The organism is Micromonospora sp. NPDC047753, from assembly GCF_040642735.1.
Taxonomy (GTDB): domain Bacteria; phylum Actinomycetota; class Actinomycetes; order Mycobacteriales; family Micromonosporaceae; genus Micromonospora.
In genome coordinates this window covers 14783-34976 of record NZ_JBEYSL010000002.1, presented here as the reverse complement: position 1 = coordinate 34976, position 20194 = coordinate 14783, and the positions used below count along the sequence as shown (strand labels likewise).

Here is a 20194-nt window from a genome sequence, read left to right as displayed (position 1 = left end):
CCCCACCCCGAGACAGATGCGCGTACGGTGGTCCGAGACGCCTGGGTGGCCGACTCGTGGTGTGCGGCCAGCGGAGCGGGACGGAGGCAACGTTATGCGCCCAGTACGCTTCGTCGCCCTCTCCGAGGACGGCCAGGCACTGGTGCTCGCCGACGAGGTTGGGCGCCTCCTGGCCCTGCCCATCGACGAACGCATCGCCGGTGTGATGCACCCCGAGCCGGGTGCCCCGCCGCTCGCGGTGGCACCGAGCACCGTCGACCCAATTCCCTCACTGTCCCCCCGGGACATCCAGGCCCGCATCCGCTCCGGTGAGTCCGCGGAGGACGTCGCCCGGATCGCCGGGGTGCCGGTCGACCGCGTGCTGCGCTACGCCGGCCCGGTGTTGCAGGAGCGGGCGATGCTCGCCCAGCACGCCCGGCGCACCCGACTCAAGGGCGCGGAGAAGCCCACCCCGCTCGCCGAGGTGGTCAACGGCCGGCTGAGCCAGCACGGCATCGACACCGAGAAGATCTCCTGGGACGCGTACCGGCGCGACGACGGTACCTGGCGGATCATCGCCACCTGGCCGTCGGGCAAGGCCACCGCGCAGGCCATCTGGGACATGGACAAGGCGCGACAGGTGGTCACGCCGCACGACGACATGGCGCAGTACCTGTGCGCCGAGCGGCCCACGCCGATCCTCGGCCAGGAGCCGGCACCGGAGCGCGGCGGGCACGCCCTGCCGGGCCCGTCGCGCGGCGAGCCGAGTCGTGGCGGGCACGGTCTGCCAGCGGCGTCCGAGCACCCGCGCCCTGGCCGTGATCCGATCCGGGCCGGCCGTGACGCGCTGCTCGCCTCCCTGGACCGTCCGCTCGGCGGTTCGTCGGGTCGTGGGCTGGAGCCGCGTACCCCGGCTGCCCTGGCCGGGTCGGACGCGCCCCGGCAGCGGCCGGTCGGTGGAGGTGCCGCCGCGCTGCTCGGCGGTGGCCAGGGCTCGGCCTTCGACGACGATTCGGACGCGCCCAAGGAGGTGCCGGCCGTGCCGTCGCTGGCGGTGCTGCGGCCTCGCCGCACGGGTGCCGCGGCAGCCACCGGCGGCGAGTCCACCGATGCCAACGGCAAGCCGCGCAAGAGGCTGCCGAGCTGGGACGACGTGCTCTTCGGCAGCGGCCCGGCCGCCCGCGAATCTTCCTGACGCCTCGCGTTGACGGGTGACCCCTGGGTCACCCGTCAACGCGCGCGTTCGAACCTCAGCTCCCCGAGCGACACGGCCCGCCCGGCGATCTTGCACTTTCTGCCCAGACTCAGGGGGCAATCCGCCCATCTCGGCGACCGAAGCTGCGAGATCGGTGCGGTGTAGCGGCCGACTACGCACCCTCGTTGAGGGTTCTTCGTGCGGGTCGGCTGAGGGCGGCGACTCCGCGTACCGCTTCGGCGACGGCGCGGAAGTCCTTTTTGAGGATCGCACCGTGGTTGCTGGCGACCTTCGCCGCGATGGTGATGTGCGGGTTGCGGGCGGTCACCGCGTCGAGGCTGGCGCGGATCTGCTCCTGTTCGTCCCCACGACTACCGAGGGACGTTCCCGAGGCGACGACGTACCGCACCGGAACGCTGATGGCGTCCAGCACCGGGCCCAGTTCGCGCTCGCGGGAGAGTTCGCCCAGTTCAATGTTGCTGTCCGCCATCTGGTCGGCGTTCATCCGTGGGGTCAGGCCGGTCGGGCGGAGCAGCGGCATGAACAGGTTCATCCGTCGGAACATCCTGCGGATCCGTTGCGCCATGGCATCGTCGAGCCAGTCGTGCGGGAACGCGCCGTCGACCAGGACCGCGCCCAGGGCACGCTCCGGGTTCCGGTTGGCCCAGTGCGCCCCGACCACCGCTCCGTAGGACCAGCCCACCAGCACCGCCTGGGCCACCCCCCGGGCGGCGAGTACGGCGTCGACATCCCGGACGGCAGCTTCGAACGAGTAGTCGGCTGAGCGCTCCGACTTTCTGCCGCGAGCCCGCTCGTCGTAGGTGATGTGCCGGAACCCGGTGCCCAGTTCGGCGATGACCCGCCGCCAGTAGCCCTGGGTGGCGAACTGGCCGTTGAGGTAGACCACCGGGATGCCGGGGCCACCGGTGTCGGTGACGGCCAGGGCCGTGTCGTCGACCGACACCATGCCGGTCCACGGGGAGTTGGTAGCTAAGTTCATGTCGTACTCCTGTCGCCTGGCCGTGGTGGGGTTCAGAGGCTCCGGGCGGTGATGTCGCCCTGGGAGGTGGTGGCGCGGATGTCGAGCGTCGTGGCGCCGTCGTTCTTGAGGGCGTTGCTGACCCGACCGTGGCCGGTGCCGGCGTCGAGTGCGGCGGAGACGCCGGCGGCGGCACCGACCGAGATGTCGCCGGACTGGGTGCTGAGCACGACCGCGCCGCTCACGGCCTCGGCGATCCGGATGTCACCCCGGGCGGTGCTGATCTCCGCGGGGCCGTTGAGCCGGCCGACCTCGACGTCGCCGTCGATCGCGGTGAGCCGCAGGCTCGCGACCTCGTCAATCTTGATCTGGCGGTACGCCCCGTCGAAGGCGATGTCGCCGAGACGCCCGACGCCGCGAAGTTCGGCGCTGGCGGTCCTGGCCTTGATCGTCGAGCCGGCGGGGAGCTGAACGGTCACCTCCAGCGACCCGGACGGGCCGACGAACGGGTTGCCGGGGGCCAAGGCCGTGATCCGCAGGACGCCGTCGTTGTAGGCGACAGTGGTCTGCTCGGCGGCCCTGGTGTCGCGCTTCTTCGAGGGGTCGGTGGGCAGAACCTCGACGACGGTGTCGGCGCGGTCCGCGGCGATCAACTGGATCCGTCCGGCGGGGATGTCGAGGACGGCCGAGATGGGGGCGGGGGTGTCGAACGTCTGCATCATGTTCTCCTGTGTTGGCAGCTCTTTCTGATATAGGAAACGCTACGTTGCTTTCCAGATGCAGGCAACAAGTCTGTTGCGTTGGAGTTGCATAGATGCAGCTCATGACCTATAAAGTGTTGCAACGACTGAAGGTATAACGCAACGACGGAGGCCGCAACCGTTGCAACAGGCGGAGGGTGAACGCTATGGTGGGGCAGTCAGCGGACGCGACGAGGAATCACCGGGGAGATCGTGATGCCGGGAGGCAGACTCAGTCAGCAGGAGCGCCAGCAGATCGCGCTGGGGCTGATCGACAGCCTCCCCTACGCGGAGATCGCCCGGCGCCTCGACCGTCCCACGTCGACAGTCACCCGCGAGGTGATGCGCAACGGCGGCCCCACCGCCTACCGCGCCGAGCTGGCCCATCGCGCCACCGAACGTCGCGCCCAGCGGCGCAGGACAGTCACCTCACCGGGGGCCACCGCGCTCCCTCAGGAGCATGGGCGTGACGCCGGGGCCGTGGCGGAGTACGGGGAGACGTTCACCACGGTCCTCATGGCTTCGGGCCTGCCCAAGATGGCGGCCCGGGTCCTGACCCACCTGTTCATCACCGACTCGGCCAGCCTCACCGCGTCACAGCTCGCCCAGCGCCTCCAGGTCAGCCCGGCGTCCATCTCCAAGGCGATCACCTTCCTGGAGAGTCAGAGCCTCGTCCGCCGTGAACGCGACGAACGCCGCCGCGACCGCTACGTGGTCGACGACGAGCTGTTCTACCAGGCGACGATCGCCAGCGCCCGGGCCAACGACCAGCTCGTCGCAACCGCGCGCCAGGGCGTCGCCATCCTCGGCCCGCAGACCCCCGCCGCCGCCCGCCTGGAGAACATCGCCCGTTTCCTCGACTTCATCAGTGAGAGCGTCGTCCGCGCCGCCGAGCAGGGCCGCGCGGTGCTTCACACCGGGACCCAACCCGCTGCCCAGGCCACCGGGCAACCGGATCGGCGGTGACCGACGAGCGGGCGGGTCAGCGGTGCCGCTGCCGCTGCCCGGGGCGGGCCGCCGGAAGGGCCAGACCGGCGGCGTGCAGCACGCCCTCCACCCGGACCCGCTCGATCTCCTGGTCGACGCCCTCCAGCTCGGCGAGGTGCTCGGCGATGCCGAGGGCGCGGCAGGCGAGACGAAGCCGGTCGTCGTACGCCTGGAGCAGCGCGCTGTGCCAGACCATCGAGCGACCGCTACCGCCGACCCGCTGACCGCCGAGACGGCGCAGGTCGGCGGCGAGCTGCTCCAGCGGCCGGCGGTCAACGCTGTCGAACTCGCTGAGGTCGATGTCCCGGGTCAGCGCGTCGGCCTCAATGGCACGGTCGAGTCTGGCGATCGTGCGCTTCTCCCGTCGGCGGTCACGCCACTCGGACCAGCCGCAGACCACCCGGTCGAGGATCTCGTCGTAGCAGAAGAGCAGGGCGAACGCCGCCGGCAGCGTGGCCACGGCGAGGAACGCCAGGGCCAGCATCAGCGCGTGTCCGACTCCCACGCATCGACGCTAAGCCCCACCGTGCCACCCCGCCAGCGATTTGGCCGCATCCGAGCAATCCGCGCAACCGGACGCGGCCGGAGCTGGTGGTAAACCTCAGCAGTCGGTGGAGGTGACGTAGAAGCGGGGCATCGGCAACACCCGGAAACGCAGCCGGGCACCGGAGTGGCGGAGCTGCCAGGTGAGGGCGATCACCGCGGCGGCCAGCGAGATGAGCCCACCCATCCAGATGCTGGCACCGGCACCGTAGTGCTCCGCGACCCAGCCGATCAGCGGCGCGCCGACCGGGTTGGTACCCAGGAACACCAGCACCCACAGGGCCATCACCCGACCCCGGAAGGCCGCGTCCACGCCCAACTGGACCCGCTGGTTGGCGGCCTGGGCGAAGAAGACCATGAAGAAGCCGGTCGGCACCAGCAGGGCCACGACCAGCCAGTACGTCGAGGCGAGACCGACCAGGGTGCCGAAGCTGGCGCAGGCGATCGCCGCGCCGAGCACCAGCCAGACCGACGGCCGGCTGCGTCGACCGGTGCCGCTGAGCGCGCCGCCGAGCGCGCCCACGGCCAGCGCCGTGCTGAACAGGCCGAAGGAGGCGGCACCGGTGTGGAAGACCGTCTTCGCCAGCGCGGCGAGGGTGAGCTGGAAGTTGAACAGCGACATGCCGATCACCGACATGACAGCCATCGGTAGCAGCAGGTCGGGCCGACGGAACACGTACCGCAGCCCGTCGATGACCCGTGCGGACGCCCGCTCGTCGCGCGGCAGCAGGGCCTCGCGATGCAGGTCGGCCGTCCGCATCCGGACCACGTTGACCAGGGGCGCGACCGAGCTGAGGGCGGTGAACAGGAAGACCGGGCCCACGTCGAACGCGGCGATCGCCAGGCCGGCGACGGCCGGGCCGACGATCCGCGCCGAGTTGAACACGGCGGCGTTCAGCGACAACGCGTTGGGCAGCAGCGGCGTGCCGACGAGTTCCGAGACGAACGCCTGCCGGACCGGGGTCTCCACGGCGTTGGCCGTGCCGAGCAGGGCGGCGAAGGCGAAGACGTGCCAGAGCTGCACCAGGTCGGTGAGGACCAGCACCGCCATGCCGAGCGCCAGCACACTCCAGAAGGCGTTGGCGACGAAGAGCAGCACCCGCTTGTCGTACCGGTCGGCGAGCCGGCCGGAGAACAGGGTGAGCAGGAGCACCGGGGTGAACTGACACGCGGTCACCACACCGAGCGCGGTCGCCGAGTTGTCGGAGAGGTCGAGGACGAGCCAGTCCTGGGCGATGAACATCATCCAGACACCGATCAGTTTGATCAGTTGCCCGGATGCGAAGAGCCGGTAGTTGCGGACCTGTAGGGACTGGAACATCGTGCTCAGCTTGGCCTGCACTCTTGGTGCGCCTCCTCGGACGTACGCGTCATCGACAGGTGACGGCACGGACCCGGTGGCGCGGGCGCGGCTCAGGCGCGAGCGAGCTGCTGAAGAATCTGGGCGGCCCTCTGCAGGGTCTCCCGTTCGTCCTCGTCGAGCGCGGCCAGCCGGTGGGCCAGCCATTCGTCGCGGGCCCGCTCGAACTGGTCGAGCACGGCCTGCGCTCCTTCGGTCGCCGCGAGGATGACCTGCCGCCCATCGGTCGGATGGGGTGTCCGCTGCACAAGGCCGCGGTCCTCCAACTTCCCGACGATCTTGGTCATCGTCGGCGGCTGCACCCGTTCCACGTCGGCCAGCTCACGGGGTGTCATCGCGCCCGCCAGCCGCAGGCTGGTGAGCGCGGAGACCTGGGTGACCGTGAGGTCGCCGACCGGTCGGGCCTGTCGGACCCGCCGGTTGAGTCGGGTGATCGCATCACGCAGCTGGGGAGCCAGCTGCGCCGGTGGCACGCGTTCCGCCGTCACCGTCCGCTCCGTCACAGTAGTTAGCTTAACTAATGAGCATGGCTAACGACATCCGTTATGACCAGGCTCACGAGGGGATTCAGATGGTACGGGCGGGGAATCCCGATCGATTCCCCGCCCGGACGTGCCTCAGAGCACCAGGGACTCGATCGGCCCACGCAGGAAGTACAGCACGAAGAGCACGGCCACCCCGTACAGCAACGGGTGAATCTCCCGGGCCTTGCCCCGCGCCAGCTTGACCACCACGAAGGTGATCAGACCGGCGCCGATCCCGTTGGAGATCGAGTAGGTGAACGGCATCAACACGATGGTGAGGAAGGCCGGAATGGCGATCTCGTAGTCGGACCAGTCGATCGTCCGCACCGCGGTCATCATCAGGAACCCGACCACCACCAGTGCCGTCGACGCCGCCTCGAACGGCACGATCACGACCAGCGGCGCCAGGAACATCGCGAGCAGGAAGAGCACGCCGGTGACCAGGTTGGCCACACCGGTCCGGGCACCCTCCGCGACACCGGCGGCGCTCTCGATGTACGACGTGTTGCTGGAGGTGCTGGCCGCACCGCCGGCCGCCGCCGCGATCGAGTCGACCAGCAGGATCTCCTTGGCCTTCGGCGGAGTGCCCTGCTCGTCGAGAAGGCCACCCTCCTGGCCGACCGCGACCATCGTGCCCATGGTGTCGAAGAAGTCCGTGATCAACAGCGTGAAGATGAACATCAGCACGACCAGCCAACCGGCCCGGCCCCACGAGTCCAACACGTTGAACTTGCCGAGCAGCGACAGGTCCGGCAGGTCGACCACCGACTTCGGCAACTCCGGCACGTTCAGCGACCAGCCCTTCGGGTTGGGCTGACCGTTGACGAACGACGGGCCGATGTTGCCGATCGCCTCCACGATCACCGCGAGCACCGTCGAGGCGAGGATGCCGATCAGGATCGCGCCCTTGACCCGACGGACCACCAGCACCAGCGTGATCAGCAGGCCCACCACGAAGACCAGCATCGGCCAGCTCACCAGCTTGCCGCCGATGCCCAGGCCGACCGGAACCGTGGTGTTGGCATCGTCTGGGATGCGCCGGACGAAGCCCGCGTCCACCAGGCCGATGATGGTCAGGAACAGACCGATGCCGACCCCGATCGCACTCTTCATCTGGGTCGGCACCGAGCGGAACACAGCGGTCCGCAGACCGGTCAGCACCAGCACCGCGATGATCAGACCCTCGATCACCACCAGGCCCATCGCGTCTGCCCAGGTCATCTCGGGGGCGATCTCGTACGCCACGAGCGCGTTGACACCCAGACCGGCGGCGAGCGCCAGCGGGAACCGGCCGACCACACCCATCAGGATGGTCATCAGACCGGCGACCAGCGCGGTCGCCGCAGCCAGCGCGGGAATCGGGAGGCTCTTGCCGTCACCGTCGACGGCGCCACCCAGGATCAGCGGGTTGAGCACCACGATGTACGCCATCGTGAAGAAGGTCGCCAGGCCACCGCGTACCTCACGGCTCAACGTCGAGCCACGGGCGGAAATCTCGAAGAACCGGTCGAAACCGTTACGCGGAGGGGCGAGTTTGGAAGGTGTGCCGTTCTCGGGCGGCGCTACGGCCATCAGGTCCTCGCAGGTGATCTTCCAGTTGTCGCGCGCATCGTCCCAGATCGTCGGTGGGCAGGGGAAGTAGATCCCGTACGCTTGCCGAATGCCGAACGAGCAGCCACCGCGGCCCGCACCACTGGATCCGCCGATGGTGCCGTTCGCCCTAGCCGGGTTGATCGCGTGGGCCGTGGCCGGGCTGGTCCTGCTGATCTTCTTCCGGGGCTGGCTGACCGACCACGGTCACCAGAACTGGCTCTGGACCTGCCTCGCCGGCTTCCTGTGGGGTTTCCCGGGCCTCGCCGTGATGATGCGGCACGACGCCAACCGACGCCGTCGCCGCGCGAGGTGAGCTGGCCGCCGCGCCGGAGCACTCCGGCGCGGACGATCAGGAGTGCCCGTACGGCTCCGCCGGCTCAGCGGCCTCCACCGAGCCCGGAGCCCGGCTGACCGACATGGCCTCCACAGCGCTGTCGTCGTAAACAGTGGGCAGCTCGTCGACGGCGGTCTCGGCCGCCTCGATCAACGTCTCGGAGTGGGCGCCGCAACCGTGGTCGGCGCTCACCACCCGGCCGTCGTCGGGAGCGTAGAAGTTGCCGCACGCCCCGAATGCCTGCCGCATCGCACCGGCCAGCGGCAGGTAGAAGCCGCAGGTGCCGCAGCGGGCGGCGGCCGGAGCGGCGGACGAGATGGCTGCGGCGGGGCCGTGGTCACCTTCGTACCAGCGCTGCGCCGTGTCGATGCGACCCTCCCGGGAGAGCACGCGGGCGCGGCCGAGGCCCAACTCCCATGCCGTCTCCTCGACCGCCGGGTCGTCGGAGAGCAGGTAACCGGGGACCAGTCGATCGTCGTCGGGCGAGGTCGGGAGCAGGTCCCCCGGACCCAGGTCGCCCGGCTTGAGCCGCTCCTGCCAGGGCAGCCAGCCGGGCGCGAGCAGCGCGTCCGGGCCGGGCAGCAACACCGTCTCGCAGATGGTCACCGTCTTGCTACGCGGCACCCGGGTGACGGTGACCGCCCAGCGCCAGCCGTTGTAGCCGGCGAGGCGACATTCGAAATAGTGGGTGACGAGCCGGTCGCCCTCGGCGACGACCTGCAGGTGGTCGCCGACATCGTCGGAGCCCACCTCGGTGATGCCGGCGCGGGCCACCTCGACGGCGGCGGCGCAGACCTGGTCGAGACGGGCGGCACGGGTGGAGACGGGCCTGGTCACCCGACCATTGTTCCCCATGCGCCTCGCAGGGGTGACAGGGACTCCCGGGGAACCTTTCCCAGCGGTGGTGCGGCGTACCCGGATCAGATGGGCGAGGATGGTGCACATGCCGTCGTACTCCCGCTCCGGGCGATCCGTCCTCGGGCGGACCGTCGGCACCGGCATTCGCGCCATCCGTCTGCTGTTGCGTGGTTCGGTGGGTAGCGGCCGCTGGGTGACCCGCCGGGCCGGTCGGGCACGCGCCCGGGGTGCCGGCGGCGAGGTCGGCATGGTTCGCCTGTTCGACCTGCACGCGCTCTCCTGCGCCGGTGACACCCTGATCGCCATCGGTCTGGCCGGCACGATCTTCTTCAACGTGCCGCTCGGCGAGGCTCGCAGCAAGGTCGCGCTCTACCTGCTGGTGACCATGGTGCCGTTCGCGATGCTCGCCCCGGTGGTGGGCCCGCTGCTGGATCACTTCCGGCACGGCCGGCGGTACGCCCTGGCGGCGACGATGCTCGGGCGTGCCTTCCTGGCCTGGTTGATCTCCGACTACATCCACGGCTTCGGGCTCTATCCGGCCGCGTTCGGGGTGCTCGCGCTCTCCCGGGCGTACGGCGTGGCCCGATCCGCGGCGGTGCCCCGGTTGCTGCCGGAGGGGCTCGGTCTGTCCCAGGTGGGTGCCCGGGCCAGCGTCTACGGCACCGTCGCGGGTGCGCTGGTGGCGCCGATCGGGTTGGCCGCGTTCTGGTTCGGGCCGCAGTGGCCGCTGCGGGTCGCGTCGGTGATCTTCCTGGTCGGCATGGTGATCTCCCTGCGGCTGCCGCCGAAGGCCGACTCGGAGCCACCGGAGCGGGTCCCCCGGCCACTGCGCGCGCTGGGCCGCCGCCGTGGCGACCGGCCGCTGGGCCGGGGCCGACCGTCCGGCCGGCTGGTGATCGCCACCCTGATCGGCGCGGCGACGCTACGCGCGCTCTACGGCTTCCTGCTGCTCTTCCTCGCCTTCGCGATCAAGAAGGGCGACCTGACCACAGTGGTGTTCGGCCGGGATCTGGGCGCCGAGTGGGCGTTGGGCGTGGTCGGCGGCGCGCTCGCGGTCGGCACCTTCCTGGCCACCGCGATCGGCACCCGGCTGCGCATCCACCGGCCGACAGCCATCCAGTCCAGCAGCATGATCATCGTGGCCGGGGTGGCGGTGCTCGCCGTCATCCAGTTCTCGCTGCTGATGGTCGCCCTGCTCTGCCTTGTCGCCGCGCTGGCCAGCGGGATAGCGAAGCTGGCGGTGGACGCCTCGATCCAGGAGCGCATCCCGGAACGGTTGCGGGCCAGTTCCTTCGCCCACTCCGAGACGGTGCTGATGCTCGCCTTCGTCGCCGGCGGTGGGCTCGGGCTGGTGCCGTTCGACGGCCGGATGGGCATCGCCGTGGCCGCCGGGGTCGGCGTACTGGCGGCGATCCGGGGTGTGCTGGCCGCCGCCCGGCTGCGCGGTGAGAAGCTGGCCGGCCGACCGCTCGGTGACGACGAGCTGACCGAGGACGAGCCGGCGGACGAGCCCGGGGACCCCACACCGACCTCACCGGCCCCGGCCCGGACCAGCTCACCGCAGTACGACGACCCGAGCCTCGCCCCGCCGGGCTACCACATCTACCGCCCGTCGTCGGCCGTTGGCGGCCCGGGTGGCGGGGCCGACGACGAAAACCGCCGCGAGTCCCCCGGCTCGCTCTCGTGACCGGGCTGCTGGTGGTGACGGCGGTTCCCGCCGAGGCGGATGCGGTCCGCGCCGGGCTGACCGACCCCAGCGTGACCGTCACCCCGATCGGTGTGGGCCCGGCACTCGCCGGTGCCGCCACCGCCCGGCTGCTGACGCTGGCAGAGGCCGCCGGTCGTCCGTACCGTGCGGTGGTCAGCGCCGGCGTGGCCGGCGGCTTCACCGGGCGGGCCGAGGTCGGCGACACGGTGCTCGGCACCGCCAGCATCGCCGCCGACCTGGGTGCCGAGTCGCCCGACGGCTTCATCGCTGTCGACGAGCTGGGCATGCCGCTCGCGCTGCTCGGTGCGGGCAGCAGGGTGCCGGCGGACCCGGGCCTGCTGGCGGCACTGCGAGCCGCCCTCCCGACGGCCACGGCCGGCCCGGTGCTCACGGTCAGCACCGTCACCGGCACCACGGCCGGCACCGACGAGCTGCGCCGGAGGCATCCGGAAGCGGTCGCCGAAGCCATGGAGGGGTACGGCGTGGCGGTCGCCGCGGCGCAGGCCGGGGTGCCCTTCGCCGAACTGCGCACGATCTCCAACCCGATCGGCCCCCGCGACCGGGACGCCTGGCGGCTGCGCGAAGCCCTGGCCGCCCTGACCGCAGCAGCCCCGGCACTGCGCTGACCCGGCATTGCGCTGACCAGGTCTCCGCTCAGGAGAACCAGCGTTTGCCTGGGTTGGCCAGGCGCAGCGCGGCCGGGCGGCGTGCCTCGATCTCGAAGCCGCACGCCCGCAGCAGGTCGGTGCCGGATCCCTCGGCGATAGCGACTGCGTCGTCGATGCCCGCCTCGCGCATCCCGGTCACCAGCGCGGTGACCAGCCGTCGCCCGAGCCCCAGCCGCCGGTACCGGGCGTCGACAAGCACGCCGTCGAGCACCATCTCCCGCTCCGGCAGGTGCGGATGCCACTCCCCGTACTCCAGGAATGGGCTCCGCTCATGGGCCCGTAGCTCACCAACCAGCGTGCCGTCGGGTAGCTCGGCGACGTATCGCCAGCAGGTGGCCGGCAGGTCGCCACCGATCACCCGACGCACCTGCGCAGTCCGCCGGACCTCGGCAGCCCACCGCCGGTTGTCGCGATAGCGCCGGTTCAGCTCGTACGCGGCCGGTGGCAGCGGGAGCGGATACCGCTCGGGCGGCAACCGGTACCACTCCGCCCACCAGGCACCGGGCCAGTCCCGAGGCTCGTGGACCGGCCAGACGTCCAGGTGAGCCGGGTATCGGCGGCCCGCCTCGTCCCGCATGTCGTCGTGCGCAACCGGCGTGGGTTCGGTGACGCCGGAGACGGATGGTGGGACGCCAACGGCCAACGTCCCACCCGCCGCCTGGACGAGGCGTTCCACTGTCCGAAATCGGGGATCGAGCGCCCGCCCCGACTCGATCCGGGCCAGCGTCGGCTGCGGCACCCCGGATTTCTCGGCCAACTGCCGCTGACTCAGATCGGCCCTCCGACGCAGCGCGCGGAGCGCCTGCCCGAGGTCGGCTCCGCCGGCCTCGTCGGTGTGGTCACTCGCCTCGGTCACCGGCCGATGGTCCCGGCCGGTCGGCGAGCTATCAACACCCTGCGCCAACCTGTGGATAAGGCTGTGGACAACCTCGCCGACCGGTGGATGACTACTCCCGCGATCCCTTTGGAGCTGAATCGTTTGCGTCATCACCAGACCTCCTGTCCCGCCGAGGTGCACACCACGCCCAGTTCCGGAGCACGGTCACCCACTCTGGGCGATTCGTTTACGACATCAGCTCCAAAGGGAGACCGGGATGGGCGGTCGACCCTGCTCGACCAGTCGTTGCACGCGTTGTTCCACCCGGCGGCACGGTCGCGGATCACAGTCGTGGGGTGGGCGCGGGCCCCGGGCGGAGGGCGGGACTACCGTGAGGGTGTGGCGCTCTCCCTGGCGATCTCGCCCTGCCCCAACGACACGTTCGTCTTCCACGCGCTGGTACACGGGCGGGTGCCCGGCGCACCGCCGGTCGAGGTGACGTACGCCGACGTGGACGTCACCAACACGGCGGCCGAGCGGGGCGCGTTCGACCTGGTGAAGGTGAGCTTCGCGGCGCTGCCCTGGCTGCTCGACGACTACCACCTGCTGCCCTGCGGCGGCGCTCTCGGTCGCGGTTGTGGTCCGCTGGTGCTCACCCGGGGCGACCGCGACGGCGGCCCGGACCGCACCGACCTGACCGGCGCCACTGTGGCGGTGCCGGGTGACCGGACCACCGCGTACCTGCTGTTCCGGCTCTGGTCGGCCGGGCGGCCACCGGCCCGGATCGAGGTGGTGCCGTTCCACGAGATCATGCCGGGCGTGGCGGCTGGGCGCTACGACGCCGGGCTGGTCATCCACGAGGCCCGGTTCACCTACCACCGGCACGGCCTGAGCGCGCTCGTCGACCTCGGCGAATGGTGGGAGGCCGACACCGGCCTACCCATCCCCCTCGGCGCGATCCTGGCCCGACGCGGGGCGGTCGACCCGCAGGCCGCGGCCGGCTGGGTCCGCGAGTCGGTCCGGCAGGCCTGGGCGGACCCGGCGGCCAGCCGGGAGTACGTGCTGGCGCACGCCCAGGAGATGGAGCTCGACGTGGTCGACCGGCACATCGGCCTCTACGTCAACGAGTTCACAGCGGACCTGGGCGAGGCCGGTTTCGCCGCGGTGGCGGCACTGCTCGACCGGGCCGCCACCGCCGGCCTGGTGCCTCAGACCTCCAGCTCGCGGGCCACCGCGTGGACCAGCTGAGCGATCTTCTGCGCGGCCTTCTTGTCCGGGTACCGACCCCGGCGCAGGTCCGGCTGGACCTTCGCCTCCAGCACCTTGATCATGTCTTCGACCAGGCCGTGCAGTTCCTCGGCCGGCCGACGGCGCAGCTCCGACATCGACGGCGGCGCGTCCAGCAGCTTGACCCCCATGGCTTGCGCGCCCCGGCGGCTGTCCACCACGCTGAAGTCGACCCGCTGGCCACCCTTGAGGTCGGTGACACCCGCCGGCAGCGCCCCCTTGGGCAGGAACACGTCGCCGCCCTCGTCACTCGTGACGAAGCCGTATCCCTTGGCCGTGTCGTACCACTTCACTCGACCCGTAGGCACCTGAAAACCCCTGCTTCACTTGAGCCGCTACTGCTCCAAGGCTAGCTGGATCATCCCGTCGAGCGCCGCTGGGAATTCGGTGAGCTCGTCCAGCACCACTTCCGCCCCGGCCGCGCGCAGCTCATCGGAGGAGCACGGGCCGGTCGCCACACCGATGCCGGGCACCCCGGCCGCTGCCGCCGCCACCATGTCCGCGACATGGTCACCGACGTAGTGGGTAGCCCCGTGCTCCCGCAGAGCGGTCGCCTTCTGCTCGGCGAAGAGGTCACCGGCCAACTCGTCGACACTGAGACCGAGGTGGTCCAGGTGCAACCGGGCCAGCCGGCCGATCTTGGACGTGACGACCAGCACCCGGCCACCGCGCGCACGGATCGCCTCGATGGCCTCCCGCGCGCCGGGCAGCAGGAGCGTCGGGGTGATCGCGTACGCCGGGTACAGCTCGCGATACACCCGCACGGCCGACTCGACCTGATCCGGCGGGAACCAGTGCGCGATCTCGGTACGCAGCGGCGGCCCGAGCCGGGACACCGCCAGCTCGGCGTCGACCGGCACACCGGTCCTCGCGGTCAGCGCCCGGTACGCCGCGGCGATGCCGGGGCGGGAGTCCACCAGGGTCATGTCGAGGTCGAATCCGACGGTCAGTGCGGGCATGTCGAGAAACGTACCGGCTACTCCCAGCCGACCGGACGTCCGAGGGGCGCGGAAGCCCGGTGCCGGGCTAGCGTGGAAAGACGATGACCACCTCACTCGCCGACCACCTGCGGTCGCTGCCCGACGAGTCACTGGCCGCGCTCCTCCAACTGCGGCCCGACCTCGTCGTGCCCGTGCCGGCCGACGTCTCCGCGCTGGCCATCCGGGCCCAGTCCCGGGTCTCCGTGGCCCGCGCGCTGGACGGCCTGGACCAGTTCACCCTCCAGATCCTCGACGCCGCCCGCCTCACCCGGAACCCGGACGACGCCACCACGGCCACCGACACCGTGCTCGCGATGGCGACCGCCGGGCCGCACCCGCCGGCTCCGACGGCCGTCCGGGCCGCCGTGGGCCGACTGCGTGCGCTTTTCCTGCTGTACGGCCCGGAGCACGCACTCCAGGTGTTGCCCGCCGTCGACGAAGTCTCCCCGTACCCCGCTGGGCTCGGCCGACCGGCCGCGGAGCTGGACCCGCGCGCGGCCGCGCTCTGCGCGGACCCGGCGAAGCTGCGACGGACGGTGCTCGCCGCCCCGCCCTCGGCCCGGGCGATCCTGGACCGGTTGGCGGCCGGCCCACCGGTGGGCAGCGTGCCGCCGGGGGCGTTGCAGGCACCGCCGCTCGGCGCGGCGGACCCGGTCCTCACCGACCCGACGAACGGTGGCGCTCCGACCGGCTCCCCGGTGCGGTGGCTGGTCGACAACCGGCTGCTGGTCCCGGCGACGACCGGCTCGTCCACGGCGAGCGGAACGGTGGAGCTGCCCCGCGAGGTCGGCCTGCTGCTGCGCCGCGACAGCGGCCCCCTCGGGCCGCTGCGTACCAGCCCACCGCCGGTGGCCGCCGCGCCGCGCGAGCCGAAGGCGGTCGACTCGGCCGGAGCCGGGCAGACCATGGAGGTGGTCCGGCACACCGAAGGGCTGCTGGAGCAGCTCGCCGACGAGCCCGCGCCGGTGCTGCGTTCGGGTGGCATCGGTGTACGGGACCTGCGCCGGTTGGCGCGTACCGCCGGGCTGGACGAACCGAGCACCGCGCTGCTGCTGGAGGTGGCGTACGCGGCGGGGCTCCTCGGTGAGCTGGAGATGCCCGGTGCGACCACCGGCCGCTACGGGGCGGATCAGCAGGTGCTGCCGACCGGCGGGTACGAGGTGTGGCGGGCCGCCTCGCTGGCCCAACGGTGGGAGCAGCTCGCCCGAGCGTGGCTGACCATGACCCGGCAGGTGGGGCTGGTGGGCCGCCGTGACGACCGGGACCGGCCGATCACCGTGCTCTCCGCCGAGGCCGAGCGGGCCAGCGTGCCGGCCACCCGACGGGCGGTGCTCGGCGTACTCGCCGATCTGGAGCCGGCGACGGCGCCCACCCCGGAGGAGGTGCAGGAGCTGCTGGACTGGCGGTCTCCCCGTCGCAGCCGGGGCCGGGACGCCGCACACCGGGAGGTGCTGGCCGAGGCCGCACAGCTGGGCGTGACGGGGCTGGGGGCGCTCACCTCGTACGGTCGGCTGCTGCTGGGGGACCTGACGTCGACCGACGAGCGGGGTGACGACCCGCTGGGCGTGCACGCCGACGTCGAGAGCGGCGACCCGTCCAGTACCGCGCGGGCGCTGGACGCCCTGCTGCCCGCACCGGTCGACCATTTCCTGGTGCAGGCCGACCTGACAGTGGTGGTGCCCGGTCCACCCGAGCCGGCGCTCGCCGTCGAGTTGGAGGCGATGACCGAGCTGGAGTCGGCCGGCGGGGCCAGCGTGCACCGGGTCACCACGGCGAGCGTGCGGCGGGCCCTGGATTCCGGCTATACGGCCGACGACCTGCACGACGTGTTCCGGCGTCGGTCCCGTACCCCGGTGCCGCAGGGGCTCACGTACCTGATCGACGACGTGGCCCGTAAGCACGGTGGGCTGCGGGTCGGCCTGGCCGGGGCGTACCTGCGCAGCGACGACGAGACGCTGATCAGCGAGGTGTTGGCCGACCGGCGGCTGGAGTCGTTGGCGCTGCGCCGGCTCGCACCGACGGTGCTGTGTACGCAGTACCAGGTCGGTCGGCTGCTGGGTGCGCTGCGCGACGCGGGGTACGCCCCGGTGCAGGAGGACGGCACCGGCAGCACTGTGCTGGCCCGGCCGCGAATCCGGCGGGCCCCGCCCCGGGTGTCGGTGACCACCCGGACGATCGATCCGCTGGCCGCCCCGAAGCTGCCCATGCCCCGGCTGCTCGGTGTGGTGGAGCACATCCGTCGCGGCGACGCGGCGGCACGGGCCGCCCGACGGGCGCCTGCCGTGGTGCGCGGCGGTGCGCCCGGGCTGGGCGGCGGCCCGGTGCCGGCGCACACCCACAGCGAGGCACTGGCGGTTCTCCAGCAGGCGGTCCGGGACAAGGCGCTGGTCTGGGTGGGCTACGTCGACGCGCACGGGGCGACGGCGTCACGCCTGCTCAAGCCGGTCTCGATCGGTGCCGGCTACCTGCGGGCCGAGGACGAACGGACCGAGATGCTGCACACGTTCGCGCTGCACCGGATCACTGCGGCGGTCGTGGCGGACTGACCGACGGTGCCACCGCGCGGACGCCGTCGGTCAGCGGCGACTGCGGCGTACGGTGCCGACCACCGAGATGATCAACAGCAGCGCGAAGCCGGCACCGGCGGACTCGCCGATGGAGTCGACGAAGCCCTGCTGGAGCACCAGCCAGCCGAAGAGGAACCACCCGAGCAGGAGTGTCGCCGCGACGACGTACGCGATCACCGTCGCTCGGGACACCTCGTCGGGTGGTGCGTGTTCGTGCTCCGCGATCACGTCACGGTCGACCGTCATGCCCAGCCTCCCCGCCCGGTCCGGCCCTGGACTCCAAGGGTGACACTCGTTGGTCCAGTCGGACAGGGGGTTATCGCCGCGATTCGTTCCGTGTCACTCAGGTGCCGGGGCGTCGGCCGATCAGCACCACCCGGGTGCCGACCTTGCCGAGCTCCCACATCCGGACGGCGTCGGCGTGCAGCAGGTTGACGCAGCCGTGCGAGCCGATCGACTTGTCGTGCAGGTAGGTGGTGGTTTCGTGGAAGCCCATCCCCTGGGTGAAGTGCTGCCAGTACGGCAGCCACACCTCGTACGGGTTGGACCACTCCTTGGGGTTGCGGTAGTTGACGGCGTACGTGCCGGCCGGGGTGCGGTAGCCGGACATGCCGGTGCGGGTCACCGTCGGCGCCATGATCACCTTGCCGCCGCGGAGCGCCCAGACGGTCTGCCGGGTGAGGTCCACGCAGAACGTGGTGCCGGCGCCGGCCTTGCAGCGCGTCGTGTCGGTAGTGGCGAGGCGCTGGGCCACGTCGAGGGTGGTTGGTCCGGCGCGACCCTCGACGGGGCGAATGCCGTACCTCTTCTGGAACTTCTTGATCGCCGCGCAGTCGGCGGCGGACTGCCGGCCGTCCACTGTCACCGCCCCGAACCCGCCCAACCGGGCCAGGTGGGTCTCCACCGCCCGCTGGTGCTGCCCCTGGGGGCAGCCGGCGACTGTCGGCGTACCGGTGCCGGGGGTCGTGGTGGGTGCCGGGCGGGTCGGCTTCGGCGTGGGTTTCCGGGAGGGTTTCGTTGTGGGCGCGGCCGGGGTGGGCCGGCCGTGCTGGTCGGGCCCGGACGTGTCGCCCGCCCCCGTTGCCTGTTCCGCCGCACCGGCTGGGGCGGCTCCCCCGCCACCACTCCCGCCGGACTGCGGATCGAACGCGCACGCTCCCGCGCCGACCAGCACGACCACCACGAGGGCAACCAGCCGGGAGGCGATCCGGACATGCTCCATGGGCCCTCCCCAGACAGTCGTCCCTTTACTAGACGTTCGTGAGTGCCATCACGGTTGCGTCCGGTGAGCATCTTTCTTTCACCGTCCCGCATCGTGCAACACTGGATGGTCGGCCAGCAGCGGGTATGCGACCCGTTCCGGCCGGTCGGCCAACCGAGGAGAGGACGCTGGCGTGAGCGGTGGACCACTGATCGTGCAGTCGGACAAGACCCTGCTGCTGGAGATCGACCACCCCGACGCGCAGGCCTGCCGGATGGCGATCGCGCCGTTCGCGGAGCTGGAACGCTCGCCGGAGCACGTGCACACCTACCGGCTGACCCCGCTGGGTCTGTGGAACGCCCGCGCGGCGGGGCACGACGCCGAGGGTGTGGTGGATTCGCTGCTCAAATACTCCCGCTACCCGGTGCCGCACGCGCTGCTGGTGGACGTGGCCGAGACGATGGACCGGTACGGCCGGCTCCAGCTCGCCAACGACCCGGCGTACGGGCTGGTGCTGCGCGCACTGGACCGGCTGGTGCTGATCGAGGTGGCCAAGAGCAAGAAGCTCGCCGGGATGCTCGGCGACAAGATCGACGACGACACCATCAGGGTGCACCCGTCCGAGCGTGGCCGGCTCAAGCAGGCGCTGCTCAAGCTGGGCTGGCCGGCGGAGGACCTGGCCGGTTACGTCGACGGTGAGGCGCACCCGATCGAGCTGGCCGAGGCCGGCAAGGACGGGCGCAAGCCGTGGACGCTGCGCTCGTACCAGCGGGAGGCCGTGGAGGCGTTCTGGGCCGGCGGGTCGGGGGTGGTGGTGCTGCCCTGCGGTGCCGGCAAGACCCTGGTCGGCGCGGCGGCGATGGCCGAGGCGAAGGCGACCACACTGATCCTGGTCACCAACACGGTCGCCGGTCGGCAGTGGAAGCGGGAGCTGATCGCCCGCACGTCGCTGACCGAGGAGGAGATCGGCGAGTACTCGGGCGAGCGCAAGGAGATCCGTCCGGTCACCATCGCCACGTACCAGGTGCTCACCTCGCGGCGCGGCGGCGCGTTCACCCACCTGGACCTCTTCGGGGCCCGCGACTGGGGCCTGGTCGTCTACGACGAGGTGCACCTGCTGCCCGCGCCGATCTTCCGGTTCACGGCGGACCTCCAGGCCCGCCGCCGGCTGGGCCTCACCGCGACTCTGGTACGCGAGGACGGCCGCGAGGGTGACGTGTTCAGCCTGATCGGGCCGAAGCGGTACGACGCGCCGTGGAAGGACATCGAGTCGCAGGGCTGGATCGCCCCGGCCGAGTGCACCGAGGTCCGGGTGACCCTCACCGACGCGGAGCGGATGTCGTACGCGACGGCGGAGGCGGAGGAGCGTTACCGGATGGCGGCGACCGCCCGCACCAAGCTGCCGGTGGTCAAGGCGCTGGTCGACCGGCACCCTGACGACCAGGTGCTGGTGATCGGCGCGTACATCGACCAGTTGCACCAGCTCGGCGAGTACCTCGACGCGCCGATCATCCAGGGCTCGACCACGAACAAGGAGCGGGAGCGCCTGTTCGACGCGTTCCGGTCCGGCGCGCTGCGAACCCTGGTCATCTCGAAGGTCGGCAACTTCTCGATCGACCTGCCCGAGGCGGCGGTGGCGATCCAGGTGTCCGGGACGTTCGGGTCGCGCCAGGAGGAGGCGCAGCGGCTCGGTCGGGTGCTGCGGCCGAAGGCCGACGGCCGGCAGGCGCACTTCTACACTGTGGTGTCCCGGGACACGATCGACACCGAGTACGCGGCACACCGGCAGCGCTTCCTCGCCGAGCAGGGGTACGCGTACACGATCGTCGACGCCGACGACGTCCTCGGCCCGAAGCTGCCCACGGTCGACTGAC

General features: G+C 71.5%; 20 protein-coding genes. 8 read left to right on the top strand and 12 right to left on the bottom strand.

The window, feature by feature from the left end; genetic code table 11:
• Positions 1 to 94 precede the first annotated feature (94 nt).
• Positions 95 to 1174 carry a septation protein SepH gene (gene sepH, locus ABZ749_RS00390; RefSeq protein ID WP_355004969.1) on the top strand — a complete coding sequence of 360 codons (1080 nt, stop codon included), beginning with the start codon at positions 95 to 97 and terminating at the stop codon, positions 1172 to 1174.
• Between the two features lie 172 nt (positions 1175 to 1346).
• Here the strand turns inward: sepH and ABZ749_RS00385 are convergent, their stop codons facing one another.
• The gene (locus tag ABZ749_RS00385) at positions 1347 to 2174 is read right to left on the bottom strand and encodes an alpha/beta hydrolase (RefSeq protein WP_357221110.1); all 828 of its coding nucleotides are present in this window, start codon (positions 2172 to 2174) and stop codon (positions 1347 to 1349) included.
• Positions 2175 to 2206: 32 nt separating this feature from the next.
• Positions 2207 to 2872 carry a DUF4097 family beta strand repeat-containing protein gene (locus ABZ749_RS00380; RefSeq protein ID WP_357221107.1) on the bottom strand — a complete coding sequence of 222 codons (666 nt, stop codon included), beginning with the start codon at positions 2870 to 2872 and terminating at the stop codon, positions 2207 to 2209.
• A 237-nt stretch (positions 2873 to 3109) separates the two neighbouring features.
• On the opposite strand from ABZ749_RS00380, the gene ABZ749_RS00375 reads away from it, so the two are divergent.
• On the top strand, positions 3110 to 3859 hold the full coding sequence (locus ABZ749_RS00375; protein ID WP_357221104.1) for a helix-turn-helix domain-containing protein: 750 nt from the start codon (positions 3110 to 3112) through the stop codon (positions 3857 to 3859).
• 16 nt (positions 3860 to 3875) lie between these two features.
• Here the strand turns inward: ABZ749_RS00375 and ABZ749_RS00370 are convergent, their stop codons facing one another.
• The 4 genes from ABZ749_RS00370 to ABZ749_RS00355 form a co-directional block, all read right to left on the bottom strand.
• Positions 3876 to 4385, bottom strand: coding sequence for a hypothetical protein (locus ABZ749_RS00370; protein ID WP_355004965.1), 510 nt, complete (start codon positions 4383 to 4385; stop codon positions 3876 to 3878).
• A gap of 96 nt (positions 4386 to 4481) precedes the next feature.
• A complete protein-coding gene (locus ABZ749_RS00365; protein WP_357206212.1) occupies positions 4482 to 5765 on the bottom strand; it encodes an MFS transporter in 1284 nt (427 codons plus the stop codon).
• A 71-nt stretch (positions 5766 to 5836) separates the two neighbouring features.
• On the bottom strand, positions 5837 to 6286 hold the full coding sequence (locus ABZ749_RS00360) for a MarR family transcriptional regulator (RefSeq protein ID WP_355004963.1): 450 nt from the start codon (positions 6284 to 6286) through the stop codon (positions 5837 to 5839).
• Positions 6287 to 6400: 114 nt separating this feature from the next.
• Positions 6401 to 7879 carry an NCS2 family permease gene (locus ABZ749_RS00355; RefSeq protein ID WP_357221100.1) on the bottom strand — a complete coding sequence of 493 codons (1479 nt, stop codon included), beginning with the start codon at positions 7877 to 7879 and terminating at the stop codon, positions 6401 to 6403.
• 88 nt (positions 7880 to 7967) lie between these two features.
• Here ABZ749_RS00355 and ABZ749_RS00350 point away from each other — a divergent pair, with 88 nt between their 5' ends.
• Positions 7968 to 8213 (top strand): DUF2530 domain-containing protein, encoded by a 246-nt coding sequence (locus ABZ749_RS00350; protein ID WP_091395273.1) that lies wholly within the window; start codon positions 7968 to 7970, stop codon positions 8211 to 8213.
• Between the two features lie 36 nt (positions 8214 to 8249).
• On the opposite strand, the gene ABZ749_RS00345 is transcribed toward ABZ749_RS00350, so the two are convergent.
• The gene (locus ABZ749_RS00345) at positions 8250 to 9089 is read right to left on the bottom strand and encodes a DUF3027 domain-containing protein (RefSeq protein ID WP_357221097.1); all 840 of its coding nucleotides are present in this window, start codon (positions 9087 to 9089) and stop codon (positions 8250 to 8252) included.
• An 88-nt stretch (positions 9090 to 9177) separates the two neighbouring features.
• Here ABZ749_RS00345 and ABZ749_RS00340 point away from each other — a divergent pair, with 88 nt between their 5' ends.
• Positions 9178 to 10779: an MFS transporter gene (locus ABZ749_RS00340; RefSeq protein ID WP_357221094.1), complete on the top strand. Its 1602-nt coding sequence runs from the start codon at positions 9178 to 9180 to the stop codon at positions 10777 to 10779.
• Positions 10776 to 11426: a futalosine hydrolase gene (locus ABZ749_RS00335; RefSeq protein WP_357221091.1), complete on the top strand. Its 651-nt coding sequence runs from the start codon at positions 10776 to 10778 to the stop codon at positions 11424 to 11426. The genes ABZ749_RS00340 and ABZ749_RS00335 overlap by 4 nt, the downstream gene beginning before the upstream one ends.
• Positions 11427 to 11454: 28 nt before the next feature.
• Here ABZ749_RS00335 and ABZ749_RS00330 read toward each other — a convergent pair whose 3' ends face one another.
• Entirely contained in the window at positions 11455 to 12324 is an 870-nt protein-coding gene (locus tag ABZ749_RS00330; protein ID WP_357221088.1) for a helix-turn-helix transcriptional regulator, read from the bottom strand.
• Positions 12325 to 12684: 360 nt separating this feature from the next.
• Between ABZ749_RS00330 and ABZ749_RS00325 the strand changes: the two genes are divergently transcribed.
• Positions 12685 to 13533 carry a 1,4-dihydroxy-6-naphthoate synthase gene (locus ABZ749_RS00325; RefSeq protein ID WP_357221085.1) on the top strand — a complete coding sequence of 283 codons (849 nt, stop codon included), beginning with the start codon at positions 12685 to 12687 and terminating at the stop codon, positions 13531 to 13533.
• On the opposite strand, the gene ABZ749_RS00320 is transcribed toward ABZ749_RS00325, so the two are convergent.
• Together ABZ749_RS00320 and ABZ749_RS00315 are read right to left on the bottom strand one after the other, a co-directional pair.
• The gene (locus ABZ749_RS00320; RefSeq protein WP_196920747.1) at positions 13494 to 13880 is read right to left on the bottom strand and encodes a cold shock domain-containing protein; all 387 of its coding nucleotides are present in this window, start codon (positions 13878 to 13880) and stop codon (positions 13494 to 13496) included. The genes ABZ749_RS00325 and ABZ749_RS00320 overlap by 40 nt on opposite strands.
• A 27-nt stretch (positions 13881 to 13907) precedes the next feature.
• On the bottom strand, positions 13908 to 14531 hold the full coding sequence (locus ABZ749_RS00315) for an HAD hydrolase-like protein (protein WP_357221081.1): 624 nt from the start codon (positions 14529 to 14531) through the stop codon (positions 13908 to 13910).
• A gap of 83 nt (positions 14532 to 14614) precedes the next feature.
• Between ABZ749_RS00315 and ABZ749_RS00310 the strand changes: the two genes are divergently transcribed.
• Positions 14615 to 17098, top strand: a complete 2484-nt coding sequence (locus tag ABZ749_RS00310; protein WP_357221078.1) for a helicase-associated domain-containing protein — start codon at positions 14615 to 14617, stop codon at positions 17096 to 17098.
• A gap of 30 nt (positions 17099 to 17128) precedes the next feature.
• On the opposite strand, the gene ABZ749_RS00305 is transcribed toward ABZ749_RS00310, so the two are convergent.
• Together ABZ749_RS00305 and ABZ749_RS00300 are read right to left on the bottom strand one after the other, a co-directional pair.
• Positions 17129 to 17365 (bottom strand): hypothetical protein, encoded by a 237-nt coding sequence (locus ABZ749_RS00305; RefSeq protein WP_355004954.1) that lies wholly within the window; start codon positions 17363 to 17365, stop codon positions 17129 to 17131.
• 97 nt (positions 17366 to 17462) lie between these two features.
• Positions 17463 to 18341, bottom strand: a complete 879-nt coding sequence (locus ABZ749_RS00300; RefSeq protein ID WP_357221074.1) for a L,D-transpeptidase family protein — start codon at positions 18339 to 18341, stop codon at positions 17463 to 17465.
• A gap of 172 nt (positions 18342 to 18513) precedes the next feature.
• Here ABZ749_RS00300 and ABZ749_RS00295 point away from each other — a divergent pair, with 172 nt between their 5' ends.
• Positions 18514 to 20193: a DNA repair helicase XPB gene (locus tag ABZ749_RS00295; RefSeq protein WP_357221070.1), complete on the top strand. Its 1680-nt coding sequence runs from the start codon at positions 18514 to 18516 to the stop codon at positions 20191 to 20193.
• The last annotated feature ends 1 nt before the right edge of the window (position 20194 follow it).

Coding starts and splice junctions, on each gene's coding strand:
- ABZ749_RS00350 (WP_091395273.1), top strand. CDS start 7,968: ATGCCGAACGAGCAGCCACCGCGGCCCGCACCACTGGATCCGCCGATG.
- sepH (WP_355004969.1), top strand. CDS start 95: ATGCGCCCAGTACGCTTCGTCGCCCTCTCCGAGGACGGCCAGGCACTG.
- ABZ749_RS00310 (WP_357221078.1), top strand. CDS start 14,615: ATGACCACCTCACTCGCCGACCACCTGCGGTCGCTGCCCGACGAGTCA.
- ABZ749_RS00345 (WP_357221097.1), bottom strand. CDS start 9,089: ATGGGGAACAATGGTCGGGTGACCAGGCCCGTCTCCACCCGTGCCGCC.
- ABZ749_RS00355 (WP_357221100.1), bottom strand. CDS start 7,879: ATGGCCGTAGCGCCGCCCGAGAACGGCACACCTTCCAAACTCGCCCCT.
- ABZ749_RS00305 (WP_355004954.1), bottom strand. CDS start 17,365: ATGACGGTCGACCGTGACGTGATCGCGGAGCACGAACACGCACCACCC.
- ABZ749_RS00375 (WP_357221104.1), top strand. CDS start 3,110: ATGCCGGGAGGCAGACTCAGTCAGCAGGAGCGCCAGCAGATCGCGCTG.
- ABZ749_RS00385 (WP_357221110.1), bottom strand. CDS start 2,174: ATGAACTTAGCTACCAACTCCCCGTGGACCGGCATGGTGTCGGTCGAC.
- ABZ749_RS00315 (WP_357221081.1), bottom strand. CDS start 14,531: ATGCCCGCACTGACCGTCGGATTCGACCTCGACATGACCCTGGTGGAC.
- ABZ749_RS00340 (WP_357221094.1), top strand. CDS start 9,178: ATGCCGTCGTACTCCCGCTCCGGGCGATCCGTCCTCGGGCGGACCGTC.
- ABZ749_RS00380 (WP_357221107.1), bottom strand. CDS start 2,872: ATGCAGACGTTCGACACCCCCGCCCCCATCTCGGCCGTCCTCGACATC.
- ABZ749_RS00300 (WP_357221074.1), bottom strand. CDS start 18,341: ATGGAGCATGTCCGGATCGCCTCCCGGCTGGTTGCCCTCGTGGTGGTC.